Raw genomic sequence first — 16,284 nt, 5'->3', positions numbered from 1 at the left:
TCATCGACGTTCGTCGTCGCGGCCCGGCCGGCCCCGAGGGGGTGCCGGGAGGCCCCGTCAGGGGCGCGGGGAACTGCGCGACAAGCCCCCACCGGCCCGCAGCCGACGCACCACCCCAGAGGGCCGGGGCGAAGCCCCGAGCACCTCGACTGCGGGCGCATCGTGGCTGATCGCGCAGTTCCCCGCGCCCCTTCGGGGCGCAGGGCGGTCAGCCCTTGTTGGGCCCCAGCAGGCCGGCACGGCGCAAGGCGTCGGCCATCGCACCGTCCGCCGGCGTGGCGGGCTTGCTGCCGCGAGGGGCACCACTCCGCCGCTGCCGCGGCGTCCCCGGCGTGGAGCGCCGCTCCGCCCCACCGGCGGTGCCCGGCGCCGCCGCATCCTCCAACCTGAGCGTCAGCGAAATCCGCTTGCGCGGAACATCCACCTCCAGCACCTTCACCCGCACGATGTCCCCCGGCTTCACCACGTCCCGCGGGTCCTTGACGAACGTCTTCGACATCGCCGACACGTGCACCAGGCCGTCCTGGTGCACCCCGATGTCCACGAACGCGCCGAACGCGGCCACGTTGGTGACGACGCCCTCCAGCACCATCCCCGGCTGCAGGTCGCCGAGTTTCTCGACGCCCTCCTTGAACGTGGCGGTCTTGAACGCCGGGCGCGGGTCGCGGCCCGGCTTCTCCAGTTCGCGGAGGATGTCCGTGACCGTCGGCAGACCCACCGCCTCGCTGACGAAGTCCTGCGGCCGCAGCGAGCGCAGCGCACCGGCGTTGCCGATGAGCGCGCCGACGTCACCGCCCGCCGTCTTCACCATCGCCCGCACCACGGGATACGACTCGGGGTGGACGCTGGACGCGTCCAGCGGGTCGTCGCCGCCGCGGATGCGGAGGAAGCCCGCGCACTGCTCGTACGCCTTCGGGCCCAGGCGCGACACGTCCTTCAGCGCCCGGCGGCTGCGGAACGGGCCGTTGGTGTCCCGGTGCGCCACGATGTTCTCGGCGAGGCCGGCGCCGATGCCCGACACCCGCGAAAGCAGCGGTGCGGACGCGGTGTTGACGTCGACGCCGACGCCGTTGACACAGTCCTCGACGACCGCGTCGAGCGAGCGCGACAGCTTCACCTCGGACAGGTCGTGCTGGTACTGGCCGACCCCGATCGACTTGGGGTCGATCTTGACGAGTTCGGCGAGCGGGTCCTGCAGGCGGCGCGCGATCGAGACGGCGCCGCGCAACGACACGTCGAGGCCGGGCAGTTCCTGCGAGGCGAAGGCGGAGGCGGAGTACACGGAGGCGCCGGCCTCCGAGACCATCACCTTCGTCAGCTTCAACTCCGGGTGCCGCGCGAGGAGATCGGCGGCCAGCCGGTCCGTCTCGCGGGAGGCCGTGCCGTTGCCGATGGCGACGAGCTCGACGTCGTGCTCGCGGGCGAGCCGGGCCAGGGTGGCCAGGGAGGCGTCCCACTTGTTCTGCGGGACGTGGGGGTAGATGGTCTCGGTGGCGGCCACCTTGCCCGTCGCGTCCACGACGGCCACCTTCACGCCCGTGCGGAAGCCGGGGTCGAGGCCCATCGTGGCGCGCGTGCCGGCGGGGGCGGCGAGCAGCAGGTCGCGCAGATTGGCGGCGAAGACGCGCACCGCCTCGTCCTCCGCGGCCTGGCGCATCCGCAGCCGCAGGTCGATGCCGAGGTGGACGAGGATGCGGGTGCGCCAGGCCCAGCGCACGGTGTCCCCCAGCCACTTGTCGGCGGGGCGGCCGCGGTCGGCGATGCCGAAGCGCCGTGCGATCGCCTGCTCGTACGCCGTGGGTCCCGCCTCGGCGGACGGCTCCTCCGGCTCCAGCGTGAGGTCGAGGACCTCCTCCTTCTCGCCGCGCAGCATGGCCAGGACGCGGTGCGAGGGCAGGGCGGTGAAGGGCTCGGCGAAGGCGAAGTAGTCGGCGAACTTCGCGCCTGCCTCCTCCTTGCCGTCGCGCACCTTCGCCGCCAGGCGGCCCCGCGTCCACATGCGCTCGCGCAGCTCGCCGATGAGGTCCGCGTCCTCGCCGAACCGCTCGGTCAGGACGGCCCGCGCGCCCTCCAGCGCGGCGGCCGCGTCCGCCACGCCCTTCTCCGCGTCGACGAAGGCCGCCGCGGCGGCCGCCGGCTCGACGCCGGGGTCGCGCAGCAGCCTGTCGGCGAGCGGCTCCAGGCCGGCTTCCCGCGCGATCTGCGCCTTGGTGCGCCGCTTGGGCTTGAAGGGCAGGTAGATGTCCTCCAGCCGGGCCTTGGAATCGGCCTCGCGGATCCGCGCCTCCAGCTCGGCGTCCAGCTTGTCCTGGGACCGCACGGACTCCAGGATCGCGGCCCGCCGCTCCTCCAGCTCCCGCAGATAGCGCAGCCGCTCCTCGAGGGTGCGCAGCTGCGCGTCGTCCAGCGCCCCGGTCGCCTCCTTGCGGTAGCGCGCGACGAAGGGCACGGTCGCTCCGCCGTCGAGCAGCTCGACGGCGGCCCTGACCTGCCCTTCCCGCACGCCGAGTTCCTCGGCGATCCTGCCTTCGACCGACGTCGACGTCGTCACGATCACGCTCTGCTTTCTTCCGGGAGCCGTGACCTGCATTGTGGCAGGTGCGGGTCCGCGCCCCGAAGGGGCGCGGGACTGTGCTGCATATGCGGCTCCGCCGCGTGGGCGCGACCGGCCGAGGACGGCCTGCAGTCGAAGAACCGCCCCCCTGCGGAGCCCTAGGCCCTGCCGCGCAGGTCGGCCGGGAAGGCACCCCCCTTGACCAGGTCCGTGGTGAAGCCCGTCATCAGCTCGATCAGGCGCTCGACACCGGCCGCGCCCAGGTGCACGTACGGGGCCCGGTCCAGGCGGTCCGTCTCGCGCTCGATGTCCTCGCGCAGCGCGTCGCCCTTCGCCGTCAACCCGCCGTTGACGTCCAGCAGTCCGCGCTCGCGCAGCCGGTCCTTGGCCGCGTCCAGTTCCTCCTCGGTCCAGCCGCGCATGGTGATCAGCCAGTTGCGCGCCATCCCCTTGCCGGTGGCGCTGTGGGTGACGAGCGCCTCGACAGGGTCGAGCCCGGAGTGGGCGAGGGCGATCAGGTGGCCGTCGCCGCGGTGCTCGCGCAGCAGGGTGCTGGCGTGCCACAGGGCGAGGTGCGGCGCGTCGGGCACGGGCAGGTCGGCGTGGGCCGCGTACAGCGGGCGGACCGCCCGCTCGCACGCCTCCACGGCCCGCAGCGCGAGCCCGGCGGCCTCGGTCATCCCGGCGGAGGCGAGGGCCTCTTCGCCGAGCAGCCGCCGCAGGTGGGTGTCCGCGGCCCGCATCCGGGCGTCCAGCACCTGCTGGGGCGAGGCGATGTCCCAGACGTGCGGCACGTGTTCCGCGACCACCTCGTGCTTGAAGCTGTGGAACGCAGCCGTGACGACCCCCGCGCCGACACGGCCGAACGCGGCGCTGCGCCCGGCGAAGTAGACGGCACGGCCCTGCGCGATGCCGAGCGCCGTCAGTTCCCGGGTGACCTCGGGACAGAAGTAGTGGGCGGCGTGGAAGGGGTTGACGACAGTGTTGCAGCGCCGTGGGGCGTCTGCGGGCACTTCCGATGCAATGGTCATGTACCGCACGCTACCGACTGGTTGGTACAGCGGGAAGGCCGGGGCGGACACTTCCACCTCCGCGCAGGTCAGTGGCAGGAAAGGTGGGGAATCCGGCGTTGCGGACGGCACGGTGCCCGACCAGCATGGGTGTCATGACCACCCGTCGCACCGTCCTGATCGTCCTCTACGAGGGCGTCCAGAGCCTCGATGTCACCGGCCCCCTCGAAGTGTTCAACGGGGCCGGGTCGCGGGGCGGGGGCCATGGGGCCTACGAGGTGCGCACCGCCACCGCCGACGGCGAGCCCGTCCGTACCGGGAGCGGCCTGCGGCTCGCCCCCGACACCGCGCTCGCGGACGCCGGTGTCCCGGACATCGTCCTGGTGCCCGGCGGTGACTGCACCGGCGAGGCCGATCCCGGGCTCACCGCCTGGCTGCGCGACCACGGAGCCCGTGCCGAGCGGCTGTTGTCGGTCTGCACGGGCGCCTTCCTGCTCGCCGAGGCCGGGCTGCTGGACGGCCGCCGGGCCACCACGCACTGGGCGTACTGCGAGGCCTTCGCCGAGCGGTACCCCGGGGTGCTGCTGGAACCCGACCCCATCTTCGTGAGGGACGGTCACATCTCCACCTCGGCCGGCGTCACCGCGGGCATCGACCTCGCCCTCGACGTCGTCGAGGAGCAGCTGGGCCGGGCGGCGGCGCTCGCCGTGGCCCGGCACCTGGTGGTCTTCCTGCGCCGCCCGGGAAACCAGCGGCAGTTCAGCACCCGGCTCGCCGCCCAGACCGCGCAGCGCCCGCCGCTGCGCGACCTCCAGCACTGGATCGCCGAACACCCCGGCGCCGACCTCTCCGTCGAGGCGCTCGCCGCCCGCGCGAACCTCTCGCCCCGGCACTTCGCCCGTGCCTTCCGGGACGAGGTCGGCATGCCGCCCGGCCGCTACGCCGCGAAGGCCCGTATGGAGGCCGCCCGGCAGCTGCTGGAGGACTCCGCCGACGGCGTGGAGGAGGTCTCCCGCGCCTGCGGCTACGGCACCCCGGAGGCCATGCGCCGCGCCTTCGTGCGGGATCTGGGCACGGCACCCGCCGAGTACCGGCGCCGGTTCGTCAGCAACGGAACGAAGGACTGAAAGGCTCCTCATGCAGCTCGCCATCCTGCTCTACCCGGAATTCACCGCGCTCGACGCCGTCGGGCCGTACGACGCGCTGGCCCATCTGCCCGGCGCCGAGGCCGTGTTCGTCGCGGAGCGGCGCGGTCCGTTCAGCAACGAGTCGGGCACGCTCACGCTCGTCGCCGACGCCGCGCTCGACGAGGTGCCCCGCCCCGACATCGTCCTGGTCCCCGGCGGCCCGGTCCACAAGCTGCCGCTGCAGCCGGGCCCGTTGCAGGAGTGGCTCCGGGAGGCGGACCGGCACACGACCTGGACGACGTCCGTGTGCACCGGTTCCCTGATCCTCGGCAGCGCCGGACTGCTCGCCGGGCGCCGGGCGACGTCGCACTGGACGGCGCTGGAGCACCTGGTCGGGTACGGCGCGGAGCCGACGCGCGAACGGGTCGTCACGGACGGCAAGTACGTGACGGCGGCCGGGGTCTCGGCGGGCATCGACATGGGCCTGACCCTGGCGGGCCGGCTGGCCGGGGACCGGGCGGCGCAGGCCGTTCAGCTGATGCTGGAGTACGACCCGGCTCCGCCGTACGATGCGGGGTCGCCGGACCGGGCTCCGGCCGATCTGGTTGCGGAGTTGCGGGCTGCGCGAACCCGGTAAGGGGCTTACGGGGCGCCCGTCCAGCCGAATTTCGGAGCGCGCCGTTCCAGGAACGCCGCGACGCCCTCCGCCGTCTCCCCGCTCCTGCGGGCCTCCAGGGGCCACTCGGCGCCGTCCCCGTCCGTGGCCAGTGCCGCCTTCGCCGCCACCTGGGTCAGCAGCGACCGTCCCGCCAGCACCTCCGCGAACTCCGCCACCCGAGGCCCCAACTCCTCCTCCGGCCACACCTCGTCCACCAGCCCCACCCGCAGCGCCCGTTCGCTGTCGATCAACTCCGCGGAGAACAGCAAGTACTTGGCGGCAGCCCGCCCGACGAGCCCCGCCAGCCGGCGCGTGGAGGCCGCCGGATAGGCGATCCCCAGCCGTGCCGGGGTCACCCCGAACAGCGCCCCCTCCGCGGCGAACCGCAGGTCGCACGCGGCGGCCAGCTGGCAGCCGCCGCCCACGCAGTGGCCGCGCACGGCGGCGATCGTGGGCTTGGGGAAGGCGGCCAGCGCCTCCTCGGCCGCCACCGACAGGCCCTGAGGGCCGGCACCGTCGCCGACGGCGAGCGTGGAGATGTCCGCCCCGGCGCAGAACGTCCCGCCCTGGCCGGTCAGCACCAGCACGCGCACGGCAGGATCGGCGGCGCACCGCTTCAGCAGGTCCGGCAGCGTCTGCCACATCTCCGTGGTCATGGCGTTCCGCTTGGCCGGGTGGTCGATGCGGACGGTCGCGGTGGCACCGGTGACGTCCAGGTGCAGTGCTGCGGGCTCCATGTGCCGGATGCTATCCGGCACCGGCGCCCCTATGATCAAGATCAGGGGGCGCTGTGAGGAGGCGCTCATGCCCAAGGGACGATCGGCGCGGCTGAGCCGCGGTTTCGGGGTGCTGGCCCTGCTCGGCGGGATCCTGGCGCTCGCGGGGGTGGTCGGCCTCGCCTACGCCGCCTTCGCGACCCTCACCACGATGCTCCTCTTCGGCTGGCTGCTGCTGATCGGCGGCGTCGTCGGTCTCCTGCACGCCGTCCAGTCGCGGGCGAGCAACTACTTCTGGCTGGGCGCGGTGGTCGCCGCGCTGAACATCGCGGCCGGCGTCGTGGTCATCAAGATGCCCGTGGGCGCGGCCGAGGCGCTGACGATGTTCGCGGCGCTGCTGTTCCTCACCGGCGGCCTGTTCCGCCTGGTGGGCAGCCTGGTGGTGCGCGGCCCGCAGTGCGCCTGGACACTGCTGCAGGGTGCCTTCGATCTGCTGCTGGGCATCCTGGTGCTCGGCAACTGGCCGCACAGCAGCCTCTATGTGATCGGTACGTTCATCTCGCTGGCCCTGCTCTTCGACGGGCTCGGGCTGATCGCCCTCGGCGTCGGCGGCCGGCGGGCCGTGCGCTCCGTGAAGAGTGAACTGCGTGAAGAGTGAACTGGACGGCCAGGAACAGTCGCGTCAGTGACCGCGGCATACGCACCCGGTCAAATCCCGTCGATAGGGGCTGACTTCCGTTCAGGACCCCGGTGCGGACCGTTGAACTCCCAACACTCGACGTGTGCGGTCGAGCCACGGCGAGGGGTTGGTATCGGACATGGAGATCCTCGGGAGCGCCTCCAAGGGGACCGGTCGGGCGGCGGTGCCCCTGCCCCGCAGACCGGGCGGCTACGAGGGCAGCTGGCGGCTGACCGTCCCGTCGCTCGACTGCTCCGTCCCGGGCGCCCGGCACGCCGTCCGCGACCTGATCGCCCGTCAGGGCGTGCCGATCCGCCCGGACCTGCTGCACGGCCTGCTGCTGATCGTCTCCGAGCTGGTCACCAACGCCGTCCAGCACGCGGCCCTGCTCTCGCCGGAGGTGGGCGTCGAGGTCTCCATCGGCCCGGCCTGGGTACGGGTGGCCGTCGAGGACAGCCACCCGTACCGGCCCCGGCCGATGGAGGTCGGCGACGAGTGCACCGGCGGCCGCGGCCTGCTGCTCGTGCAGGCCGTCGTCGAGGAGGCCGGCGGCTGCCACGACGTGGAGCACACCGCCGGGGGCGGCAAGGTGGTCTGGGCCGCCCTGCCGCTCACCAGCCCGCAGCGGGGCCGGTGAGCTCCCGGACCACCGGCCGGGCGGCGTCCAGCACCGTCATGAACCACGCGGAGAAGTCGGCCTTCTCCCGCAGCGCGTCGAGCTCGGCCGGGGTCACGAACGCCGTCTCCGCGATCTCCGCCGGATCCGGGCGCGGGGTGTCCCGCACGATCCCGGCGAAGAGGTGGTTGTACTCCTGCTCGACCAGGCCCGAGGCCGGGTCGGGGTGGTTGTAGCGGACCGTCCCCGCCGCGCGCAGCAGCTCCGGCGCGACGCCCAGCTCCTCGGCCGTGCGCCGGGCCGCCGCGACGAACGGCGGCTCCGCCGGGTACGGGTGCCCGCAGCAGGTGTTCGACCAGACGCCGGGGGAGTGGTACTTGCCCAGCGCCCGGCGCTGCAGCAGCAGCCGGCCGCTGTCGTCGAAGAGGAAGACCGAGAAGGCGCGGTGCAGCCTGCCGGGTGCGACGTGGGCGGAGAGCTTCTCGGCGGTGCCGATCGTCCTGCCGCTCTCGTCGACCAGCTCCAGCATGATCGGTTCGGCGCTGCTCCCGTAAGCCGCGGCTGACGTCATCGGCATGACCATCCTTCGTTCTCGGTCCTCGTCCCTGGAGTCTGCCTCAGGAACGGCGCCCGGGGCCTGTCGTGCCCCGTAAGGGGCGCGGGGAACTGCGCGCTCAGCCACGACGCGCCCGCAGTCGAGGTTCTCGGGGCTTTGCCCCGGACCCCTGGGGTGGCGCGTCGGCTGCAGGCCGGCCGGTGGCTGAGCGCGCAGTTCCCCGCGCCCCTTACGGGGGCGCCTAGTGGCACAGCCTGGCTTCGTGCTCCGCATGCCCGCTGGGCTCCAGCTGGAAGGTGCAGTGCTCGACGTCGAAGTGCTCGCCCAGACAGCCCTGCAGGTCGTGCAGCATCTTCTCGTGCCCGGCCGAGTCCAGCGTCTCCGGGTCCACGACCACGTGCGCGGAGAGCACCGGCATGCCCGAGGTGATCGTCCACACGTGCAGGTCGTGCAGGTCCTCCACGCCCGGCAGGGCCATGATGTGCGCCCGCACCTCGGCCATGTCGACGTTCTTCGGGGCGGCCTCCAGGAGCACGTCCAGCGCCTCCCGCAGCAGCTTGACCGTCCGCGGCACGATCATCAGGCCGATCAGCAGCGAGGCGACCGGGTCCGCCTGCTTCCAGCCGGTGGTCATGATGACCAGCGCCGAGATCACCACGGCCAGCGAACCGAGCGCGTCCGAGAGGACCTCCAGGAATGCCCCGCGCACATTGAGGCTCTCCTTCTGCCCGCGCATCAGCAGCCCCAGCGAGACGAGGTTGGCGACCACGCCCACCAGGCCGAAGAGCACGGTCGTCCCGCCCGGCACCTCGGTGGGCTCCACCAGCCGCTGCACGGCCTCGAAGAGGATGAAGCCGCCGACGCCGAGCAGCAGCAGGCAGTTCAGCAGCGCCGCCAGGATCTCCGCCCGCGCATAGCCGTAGGTGCGCCGCCCGCCGGCCGGCCGGTTGGCGAAGTGGATCGCCACCAGCGCCATGCTCACCCCGACCGCGTCCGTGGCCATGTGGCCCGCGTCCGCGATCAGTGCCAGCGATCCGGTCAGCGCGCTGCCGACGATCTCTGCGACCAGCACCGTCAGGGTGATGCCCAGAGCGATCCGCAGCCGGCCTTTGTAGGCGGCGGCCGCGGTGCCGTTCGTCGGCGGGGGTCCCCCGTGCGAGTGGCCGTGGTCGTGCCCTGCACCCATTGAAATGCCGCCTCTCCCGAGCGCTCGCCGAAACGGCCGGCGGGGCCGGCCGAGACCCCAGTGAACTACGGGTGGGGGGTATTGGCAACGCGGCACTGAACACCGTTGTCATTGCCTCTGACCTGCGGCAATGCCTCAGCGCTGTGATCAGCGAGGACGCGCCTCGGGGTGGTGCAGGCACCACCCCTCCCAGGCCGAGGAGACCATGCTGCGGAGGTCGTGCCGGGCGGTCCAGCCGAGCTCCTCGGCGATCGTCGCGTTCGAGGCCACGACCCGCGCCGGGTCGCCCGGACGGCGCGGTGCGACCTCGGGCACCAGGTCCGTACGGCCGGTGGTCTCCGCGATCAGGTCCGCCATCTCGCGCACGGACACCCCGCGCCCGGTGCCGACGTTGAGCGTCAGGTCCCCGCCCCCGGTCCGCCCGGCGAGGCGGCGGGCGGCGGCCAGGTGGGCGGTGGCCAGGTCCTCGATGTGGATGTAGTCGCGGACGCAGGTGCCGTCCGGGGTGTCGTAGTCGTCACCGAAGATCAGCGGGCGCTCCCCGCGGGTGATCCGGTCGAACATCATCGGGATGATGTTGAAGATCCCGGTGTCGGCCAGCTCCGGCCGGGCCGCGCCCGCGACGTTGAAGTAGCGCAGGCAGGCCGTGGAGATCCCGTAAGCGGCCCCCGTCGCCCGCACCAGCCACTCGCCCGCGAGCTTGGTCTCGCCGTACGGGTTGATCGGCAGACAGGGCGTCCGCTCCGTGACGAGGTCCACATCCGGCATGCCGTAGACGGCCGCGGAGGACGAGAAGACGAAGCTGCCCACCCCGGCGGCCACCACCGCCTCCAGCAGCACGGTCAGGCCGTGCAGGTTCTCCCGGTAGTAGAGCAGCGGCTTCTCGACCGACTCCCCGACCTGCTTCTTCGCCGCGAGGTGCACCACACCCGTCACGTCCAGGTCGGCGAGGGCGCGGTCCAGCAGCTCCCGGTCCGCGACCGTGCCCTGCACCAGCGGGACGCCCTCCGGAAGCCGGACGGCTCTGCCCGAGGACAGGTCGTCCAGGACGGCCACCTTCTCCCCGGCCTCCACCATCGCCCGCGCTACGTGCGCTCCGATATATCCGGCTCCGCCTGTGATCAGCCACGTCATGCACGGCACCCTATTCCAGCCAAGGTGCCGCGCCCGTTTTGTCCGCGGCGGGCCCGGTACCGGCCGCGGAACCCCCGGAGCCGCCCGCGCGTCCTGTCAACCGGGGGAGGCCGCCCGGTGCACGTGCGGTGAACGGCGACTTCCGGTGATCCGATAGCCTCTGCCGACGTGCCGTGCGCCGCCCCGCAGCCGGGCCCTGCGCGCCACACCCGCCGTCCGGCCCCGCGGGGCCCCGGCCGGCCACGTCAGCTTCCAAGGAGTGAGTTCGTCTGTCGACCGCCATCCTCACCGGCCCGCCGCCCGCAGGCTCGTCCCTCGAGGACGACCTGCGATCGCTCGGCTTCGACGTGCGCGTGGCGGCGGACGCGGCCGCGCTGCGTGACGGGCTCGCGGCCGTGCCCGCGGCGGAGCGGGTCGCGCTCGTCGACCCCGGCTTCGTCGGCCACGTCCACGCCCTGCGGCTGGCCCTCACCGACCCGCGCTTCCCGGCGGCAGCCGTCGAGGGCGCGGTATCGGCGCAGCCGGAGGCGCGCGCAGCACTGACGCGCGCCGTAACGGAGGCGGGCGGTGCGCCCGGCACCGACTCCGGCGCCCCCGCGCGCCCGTCGGCGACGACAGGCACTGTCCCGGTCGGCGCCGTCACCGCCCGTCTCGAAGCCGAAGGCGTCGCCGTGCACCGCCCCGAGCTGGGCGTGCTCGTCGCCACCGTCCCCGCCGACGGCGACACCCGGACCAAGGCCCTGGCCGAGGTCTCTGCCGTCGACGACGAGGCCGTCCGGCTGCGCAGCGCCGTGAAGTCCCGCGACGGCTTCTTCACCACCTTCTGCATCAGCCCGTACTCCCGCTACCTCGCCCGCTGGTGCGCCCGGCGCGGTCTCACCCCCAACCAGGTGACCACCGCCTCGCTGCTCACCGCCCTGATCGCGGCCGGCTGCGCCGCGACCGGCACCCGGCCCGGCTTCGTCGCGGCGGGCGTGCTGCTGATCGCCTCGTTCGTCCTGGACTGCACCGACGGCCAGCTCGCCCGCTACTCCCTGCAGTACTCCACGCTCGGCGCCTGGCTCGACGCCACCTTCGACCGCGCCAAGGAGTACGCCTACTACGCGGGCCTGGCGATCGGCGCCGCCCACGGCGGCGGCCACGACGACGTGTGGGCCCTCGCGCTGGGCGCCATGGTCCTGCAGACGTGCCGCCACGTCGTCGACTTCTCCTTCACGGAGGCGAACCACGACGCCACGGCCAACACCAGCCCCACCGCCGCGCTCTCCGACCGGCTCGACAGCGTCGGCTGGACGGTCTGGGCCCGTCGCATGATCGTCCTGCCGATCGGCGAGCGCTGGGCCCTGATCGCGGTCCTGACCGCACTCACCACCCCGCGCATCGTCTTCACCGTGCTGCTGATCGGCTGCGCCCTGGCCGCCTGCTACACGACGGCCGGCCGCGTCCTGCGCTCGCTAACCCGCAAGGCCCGCCGCACCGACCGCGCCGCGCAGGCGCTGGCGGACCTCGCCGACTCCGGCCCGCTGGCCGAGACGGCGAGCCGGACCCTGGGCAGCACGGTCCCCGGCGGCACTTACAACGCCCCCTTCTGGGCGCTGCTGGGCGCCGTCATCCTGCTCAGCGGCCCGCTCGTCGCCGGCAACGGCGGCACCTGGTCCGCCGTGGGGCAGGCCGTGATCTACGGGATCTTCGCGGGCGTCGCCGTCGCCCGCCCCCTGAAGGGCCCGCTCGACTGGCTCGTCCCGCCGATCTTCCGCGCCGCGGAGTACGGCCTCGTCCTCGCCCTCGCGGCGAAGTCCGGCGCCCCCGGCGCCCTCCCGGCGGCATTCGGCCTGGTGGCCGCGGTCGCCTACCATCACTACGACACGGTGTACCGCATCCGCGGCGGCACCGGGGCGCCCCCGCACTGGCTGGTGCGGGCGGTCGGCGGGCACGAGGGGCGGGTCCTGGCGGTCACGACCGCCGCCGCCCTGTGGCAGCACGGCCAGGGATTTGCCATCGCGCTGACGGTCCTCGCCGTCGCCATCGCGCTTGTGGTGCTCGGCGAGAGCATCCGGTTCTGGGTGTCCTCCGGGGCACCCGCAGTCCACGACGAAACAGGAGAACCCGCATGATCGGCCTCGTGCTGGCCGCCGGCGCCGGACGGCGTCTGCGCCCCTACACCGACACCCTGCCGAAGGCCCTGGTGCCGGTGGATGGCGACACCACCGTCCTCGACCTGACCCTGGCCAACTTCGCCGAGGTCGGCCTGACCGAGGTCGCGATCGTCGTCGGCTACCGCAAGGAGGCCGTGTACGAGCGCAAGGCGGCGCTCGAGGCGAAGTACGGCGTCGAGCTGACCCTCATCGACAACGACAAGGCCGAGGAGTGGAACAACGCCTACTCCCTGTGGTGCGCCCGTGACGTCCTCGGCCGCGGAGTGATCCTCGCCAACGGCGACACCGTTCACCCGGTCTCCGTCGAGAAGACGCTGCTCGCCGCCCGCGGCAACGGCCAGAAGATCATCCTCGCCCTCGACACGGTGAAGAACCTCGCCGACGAGGAGATGAAGGTCGTCGTGGACGCCGAGAAGGGCGTCCAGAAGATCACCAAGCTGATGGACCCGGCCGACGCGACCGGCGAGTACATCGGCGTCACCCTCATCGAGCCCGAGGCCGCCGCCGAGCTCGCCGACGCCCTGAAGGTCACCTTCGAGCGCGACCCCGACCTCTACTACGAGGACGGCTACCAGGAGCTCGTCAACCGCGGCTTCAAGGTCGACACGGCCCCCATCGGCGACGTGAAGTGGGTCGAGATCGACAACCACGACGACCTCGCCAAGGGCCGGGAGATCGCGTGCCAGTACTGACGAGGCTCATCCCCTCGCCGGTCGTCGTCGACATCCGCGCCGGAGCGCTGAACGATCTGGCCGACGTCCTCGCCGACCAGCGCATCTCCAGCTCCGGCAAGCTGGCCGTCGCCATCAGCGGCGGCTCGGGGGCGGCGCTGCGCGAGCGGCTCGCCCCCGCGCTGCCCGGCGCCTCCTGGTACGAGGTCGGCGGCGGCACGCTGGACGACGCGATCCGGCTCGGCGACGCGATGAAGTCCGGCCGCTACGACGCGGTCGTGGGCCTCGGCGGCGGCAAGATCATCGACTGCGCCAAGTACGCCGCGGCGCGGATCGGCCTGCCGCTGGTGGCCGTGGCCACCAACCTCTCGCACGACGGCCTGTGTTCGCCCGTCGCCACCCTGGACAACGACGCGGGCCGCGGCTCCTACGGCGTGCCCAACCCGATCGCCGTCGTCATCGACCTGGACATCGTCCGTCAGGCCCCGGTGCGCTACGTCCGCTCCGGCATCGGCGACGCGATCTCCAACATCTCCTCCGTCGCGGACTGGGAGCTCTCCCACCGCGAGACCGGCGAGGCGATCGACGGACTGGCCGCCGCCATGGCCCGCCAGGCCGGCGAGGCCGTGCTCCGGCACCCCGGTGACGTGAGCGACGACGGCTTCCTGCAGGTGCTGGCCGAGGGGCTGGTGCTCACCGGCATCTCGATGTCCGTGGCCGGCGACAGCCGCCCGGCCTCCGGCGCCTGCCACGAGATCAACCACGCCTTCGACCTCCTCTACCCCCGGCGCGCCGCCAGCCACGGCGAGCAGTGCGGCCTCGGTGCCGCCTTCGCGATGCACCTGCGCGGTGCCCGCGAGGAATCCGCGCTGATGGTCGAGGTGCTGCGGCGGCACGAACTTCCCGTGCTGCCGGGCGACATCGGCTTCACCGACGAAGAGTTCGTCAGAGCGGTGGAGTACGCGCCCCAGACCCGCCCCGGGCGGTACACCATCCTGGAGCACCTCGACCTCTCCACCGACCAGATCAGGGACGCATTCTCCGACTATGCAGAAACCGTCAGTCGCTGAACTGCGCCCGGTCGTCCACCCCGCGGGTGTGAAGGACCGGCGCAGCGGTGAGCACTGGGCCGGCCGCCTCTACATGCGGGAGATCTCGCTGCGGGTGGACCGGCACCTGGTGAACACCAGGGTCACGCCCAACCAGCTCACCTATCTGATGACCGTCGCGGGCGTCCTCGCGGCCCCGGCCCTGCTGGTGCCGGGGATCGCGGGAGCCGTGCTCGGCGTGGTCATGGTCCAGCTCTACCTGCTGCTGGACTGTGTCGACGGCGAGATCGCCCGCTGGAAGAAGCAGTACTCGATCTCCGGGGTCTACCTGGACCGGGTCGCCGCCTACCTGTGCGACGCCGCGGTCCTGGTCGGCCTGGGCCTGCGCGCCGCCGACCTGTGGGGCGGCGGCCGGATCGACTGGCTGTGGGCCTTCCTCGGCACGCTCGCCGCGCTCGGCGCCGTCCTGATCAAGTCCGAGACGGACCTCGTCGGCGTCGCCCGCCACCAGGCCGGCCTGCCGCCGGTCAAGGAGTCGGCCGCCGAGCCGCGTTCGTCCGGCATGGCGCTGGCCCGCAAGGCCGCCGCCGCGCTGAAGTTCCACCGCCTGGTCCTCGGGATCGAGGCGTCCCTGCTGATCCTGGTCCTCGCGATCGTGGACGCGACCCGGGGCGACCTGTTCTTCACCCGCCTCGGCACCGCCGTCCTGGCGGGCATCGCGATGCTGCAGACCCTGCTGCACCTCGTGTCGATCCTGGCGTCCAGCAGGCTGAAATGAGGAGCGAGAACACCATGAAGCTCGGCGCCGTCGTGCTGACCATGGGCAACCGCCCCGAGGAGCTGCGGGCCCTGCTGGAGTCCGTCGCCAAGCAGGACGGCGACCCCGTCGAGGTCGTCGTGGTGGGCAACGGGTCCCCGCTGCCCCCGCTGGCCGTCCCCGGGCTGACGGTCCGCACCGTCGAACTGCCCGAGAACGTGGGCATCCCGGCCGGCCGCAACGTCGGCATCGAGGCCTTCGGGCCCGCCGGGCGGGACGTGGACGTCCTGCTGTTCCTCGACGACGACGGACTGCTGCCCGGCCAGGACACGGCCGAGCTGTGCCGCGCCGCGTTCACGGCCGACCCGAAGCTCGGCATCATCAGCTTCCGCATCGCCGACCCCGACACCGGCGAGACCCAGCGCCGCCACGTGCCGCGCCTGCGGGCCTCCGACCCGATGCGCTCCTCGCGCGTGACCACCTTCCTCGGCGGCGCCAACGCCGCGCGCACCCGGGTGTTCGCCGAGGTCGGCGGGCTGCCGGACGAGTTCTTCTACGCCCACGAGGAGACCGACCTCGCCTGGCGGGCGCTGGACGCGGGCTGGATGATCGACTACCGGTCGGACATGGTGCTCCACCACCCGACCACGGCCCCCAGCCGGCACGCGGTCTACCACCGCATGGTGGCCCGCAACCGGGTGTGGCTCGCCCGCCGCAACCTCCCCGCGCCCCTGGTCCCGGTCTACGTGGGCGTGTGGCTGCTGCTCACCCTCGCGCGCCGTCCGTCGCTCCCTGCGCTGCGCGCGTGGTTCGGCGGTTTCCGCGAGGGCTGGACGACGCCGTGCGGCCCGCGGCGCCCCATGAAGTGGCGTACCGTGTGGCGCCTGACCAGACTGGGCCGCCCGCCTGTGATCTGACAGGCTCGTGTCCGAGAGCCCCGGGCGCGGTCCGGGGTATCACTCCGGCAGTGCACCCAGAGGACGAGAGTGTCGACTGTGAGCGAGACAACGCACGACGGCGCGGTCGCCATGAGTGCCCCGCCGTTCCCCGACAACGGTCCGACCGCTGCCGAGCTGGCCGGCAAGTACGGCCTCGCGGTCAGCGGCGCCCGGCCCGGACTCGTCGCCTACGTGCGGCAGCTGTGGGGCCGGCGGCACTTCATCGCCGCCTTCTCCAGCGCCAAGCTGACCGCCCAGTACAGCCAGGCGAAGCTGGGCCAGGTCTGGCAGGTGGCGACGCCCCTGCTGAACGCCCTGGTCTACTACTTCATCTTCGGCATCCTCATGAACACCAAGAGGGGGATGTCGACGAACACGTTCATCCCGTTCCTGGTGACGGGTGTGTTCGTCTTCACGTTCACGCAGAGCTCGGCGATGGCGGGCGTGCGGGCGATCTCGGGCAACCTGGGTCTGGTG

At 72.9% G+C, this 16,284-nt stretch carries 16 protein-coding genes; 10 read left to right on the top strand and 6 right to left on the bottom strand.

Annotation, left to right across the window (positions count from 1 at the left end; genetic code table 11):
• Positions 1-208 precede the first annotated feature (208 nt).
• Positions 209-2,557, bottom strand: a complete 2,349-nt coding sequence (locus ACWD4B_RS31930; protein WP_451424034.1) for a Tex family protein — start codon at positions 2,555-2,557, stop codon at positions 209-211.
• Positions 2,558-2,712: 155 nt separating this feature from the next.
• The gene (locus tag ACWD4B_RS31925; protein WP_451424033.1) at positions 2,713-3,585 is read right to left on the bottom strand and encodes an SCO6745 family protein; all 873 of its coding nucleotides are present in this window, start codon (positions 3,583-3,585) and stop codon (positions 2,713-2,715) included.
• A gap of 134 nt (positions 3,586-3,719) precedes the next feature.
• Here ACWD4B_RS31925 and ACWD4B_RS31920 point away from each other — a divergent pair, with 134 nt between their 5' ends.
• Entirely contained in the window at positions 3,720-4,691 is a 972-nt protein-coding gene (locus tag ACWD4B_RS31920) for a GlxA family transcriptional regulator (protein ID WP_451424032.1), read from the top strand.
• Between the two features lie 10 nt (positions 4,692-4,701).
• Complete coding sequence (locus ACWD4B_RS31915) at positions 4,702-5,328, top strand: DJ-1/PfpI family protein (RefSeq protein ID WP_451424031.1); 627 nt, start codon at positions 4,702-4,704, stop codon at positions 5,326-5,328.
• A 5-nt stretch (positions 5,329-5,333) separates the two neighbouring features.
• Here the strand turns inward: ACWD4B_RS31915 and ACWD4B_RS31910 are convergent, their stop codons facing one another.
• Entirely contained in the window at positions 5,334-6,086 is a 753-nt protein-coding gene (locus ACWD4B_RS31910) for an enoyl-CoA hydratase/isomerase family protein (protein WP_451424030.1), read from the bottom strand.
• A gap of 67 nt (positions 6,087-6,153) precedes the next feature.
• On the opposite strand from ACWD4B_RS31910, the gene ACWD4B_RS31905 reads away from it, so the two are divergent.
• Positions 6,154-6,723: an HdeD family acid-resistance protein gene (locus ACWD4B_RS31905; RefSeq protein WP_451424029.1), complete on the top strand. Its 570-nt coding sequence runs from the start codon at positions 6,154-6,156 to the stop codon at positions 6,721-6,723.
• Between the two features lie 160 nt (positions 6,724-6,883).
• Positions 6,884-7,381, top strand: a complete 498-nt coding sequence (locus ACWD4B_RS31900) for an ATP-binding protein (RefSeq protein ID WP_336414056.1) — start codon at positions 6,884-6,886, stop codon at positions 7,379-7,381.
• On the opposite strand, the gene idi is transcribed toward ACWD4B_RS31900, so the two are convergent.
• From idi to galE, 3 genes are all read right to left on the bottom strand, one after another.
• On the bottom strand, positions 7,356-7,937 hold the full coding sequence (gene idi / locus ACWD4B_RS31895) for an isopentenyl-diphosphate Delta-isomerase (RefSeq protein ID WP_451424028.1): 582 nt from the start codon (positions 7,935-7,937) through the stop codon (positions 7,356-7,358). The genes ACWD4B_RS31900 and idi overlap by 26 nt on opposite strands.
• 220 nt (positions 7,938-8,157) lie before the next feature.
• On the bottom strand, positions 8,158-9,102 hold the full coding sequence (locus ACWD4B_RS31890; RefSeq protein ID WP_451424027.1) for a cation diffusion facilitator family transporter: 945 nt from the start codon (positions 9,100-9,102) through the stop codon (positions 8,158-8,160).
• Positions 9,103-9,249: 147 nt separating this feature from the next.
• The gene (galE, locus tag ACWD4B_RS31885; protein ID WP_336414059.1) at positions 9,250-10,236 is read right to left on the bottom strand and encodes a UDP-glucose 4-epimerase GalE; all 987 of its coding nucleotides are present in this window, start codon (positions 10,234-10,236) and stop codon (positions 9,250-9,252) included.
• A gap of 269 nt (positions 10,237-10,505) precedes the next feature.
• Between galE and ACWD4B_RS31880 the strand changes: the two genes are divergently transcribed.
• The 6 genes from ACWD4B_RS31880 to ACWD4B_RS31855 form a co-directional block, all read left to right on the top strand.
• Positions 10,506-12,350, top strand: coding sequence for a DUF5941 domain-containing protein (locus ACWD4B_RS31880; RefSeq protein WP_451424035.1), 1,845 nt, complete (start codon positions 10,506-10,508; stop codon positions 12,348-12,350).
• Positions 12,347-13,084, top strand: coding sequence for a phosphocholine cytidylyltransferase family protein (locus tag ACWD4B_RS31875; protein ID WP_451424026.1), 738 nt, complete (start codon positions 12,347-12,349; stop codon positions 13,082-13,084). Before ACWD4B_RS31880 ends, ACWD4B_RS31875 begins: the two co-directional genes overlap by 4 nt.
• A complete protein-coding gene (locus ACWD4B_RS31870; protein ID WP_451424025.1) occupies positions 13,072-14,133 on the top strand; it encodes an iron-containing alcohol dehydrogenase family protein in 1,062 nt (353 codons plus the stop codon). The genes ACWD4B_RS31875 and ACWD4B_RS31870 overlap by 13 nt, the downstream gene beginning before the upstream one ends.
• Positions 14,111-14,890 carry a CDP-alcohol phosphatidyltransferase family protein gene (locus ACWD4B_RS31865; RefSeq protein WP_390777977.1) on the top strand — a complete coding sequence of 260 codons (780 nt, stop codon included), beginning with the start codon at positions 14,111-14,113 and terminating at the stop codon, positions 14,888-14,890. Before ACWD4B_RS31870 ends, ACWD4B_RS31865 begins: the two co-directional genes overlap by 23 nt.
• A 14-nt stretch (positions 14,891-14,904) precedes the next feature.
• On the top strand, positions 14,905-15,786 hold the full coding sequence (locus ACWD4B_RS31860; RefSeq protein WP_451424024.1) for a glycosyltransferase family 2 protein: 882 nt from the start codon (positions 14,905-14,907) through the stop codon (positions 15,784-15,786).
• 78 nt (positions 15,787-15,864) lie between these two features.
• Positions 15,865-16,284: ABC transporter permease (locus ACWD4B_RS31855; RefSeq protein ID WP_451424023.1), on the top strand; the 420-nt coding region annotated here is incomplete at its 3' end.

The sequence above is a fragment of the Streptomyces sp. NPDC002536 genome (genome assembly GCF_053594995.1).
Note: the sequence above shows the minus strand (reverse complement) of the source record. Positions and strands in the feature narration are given on the sequence as shown.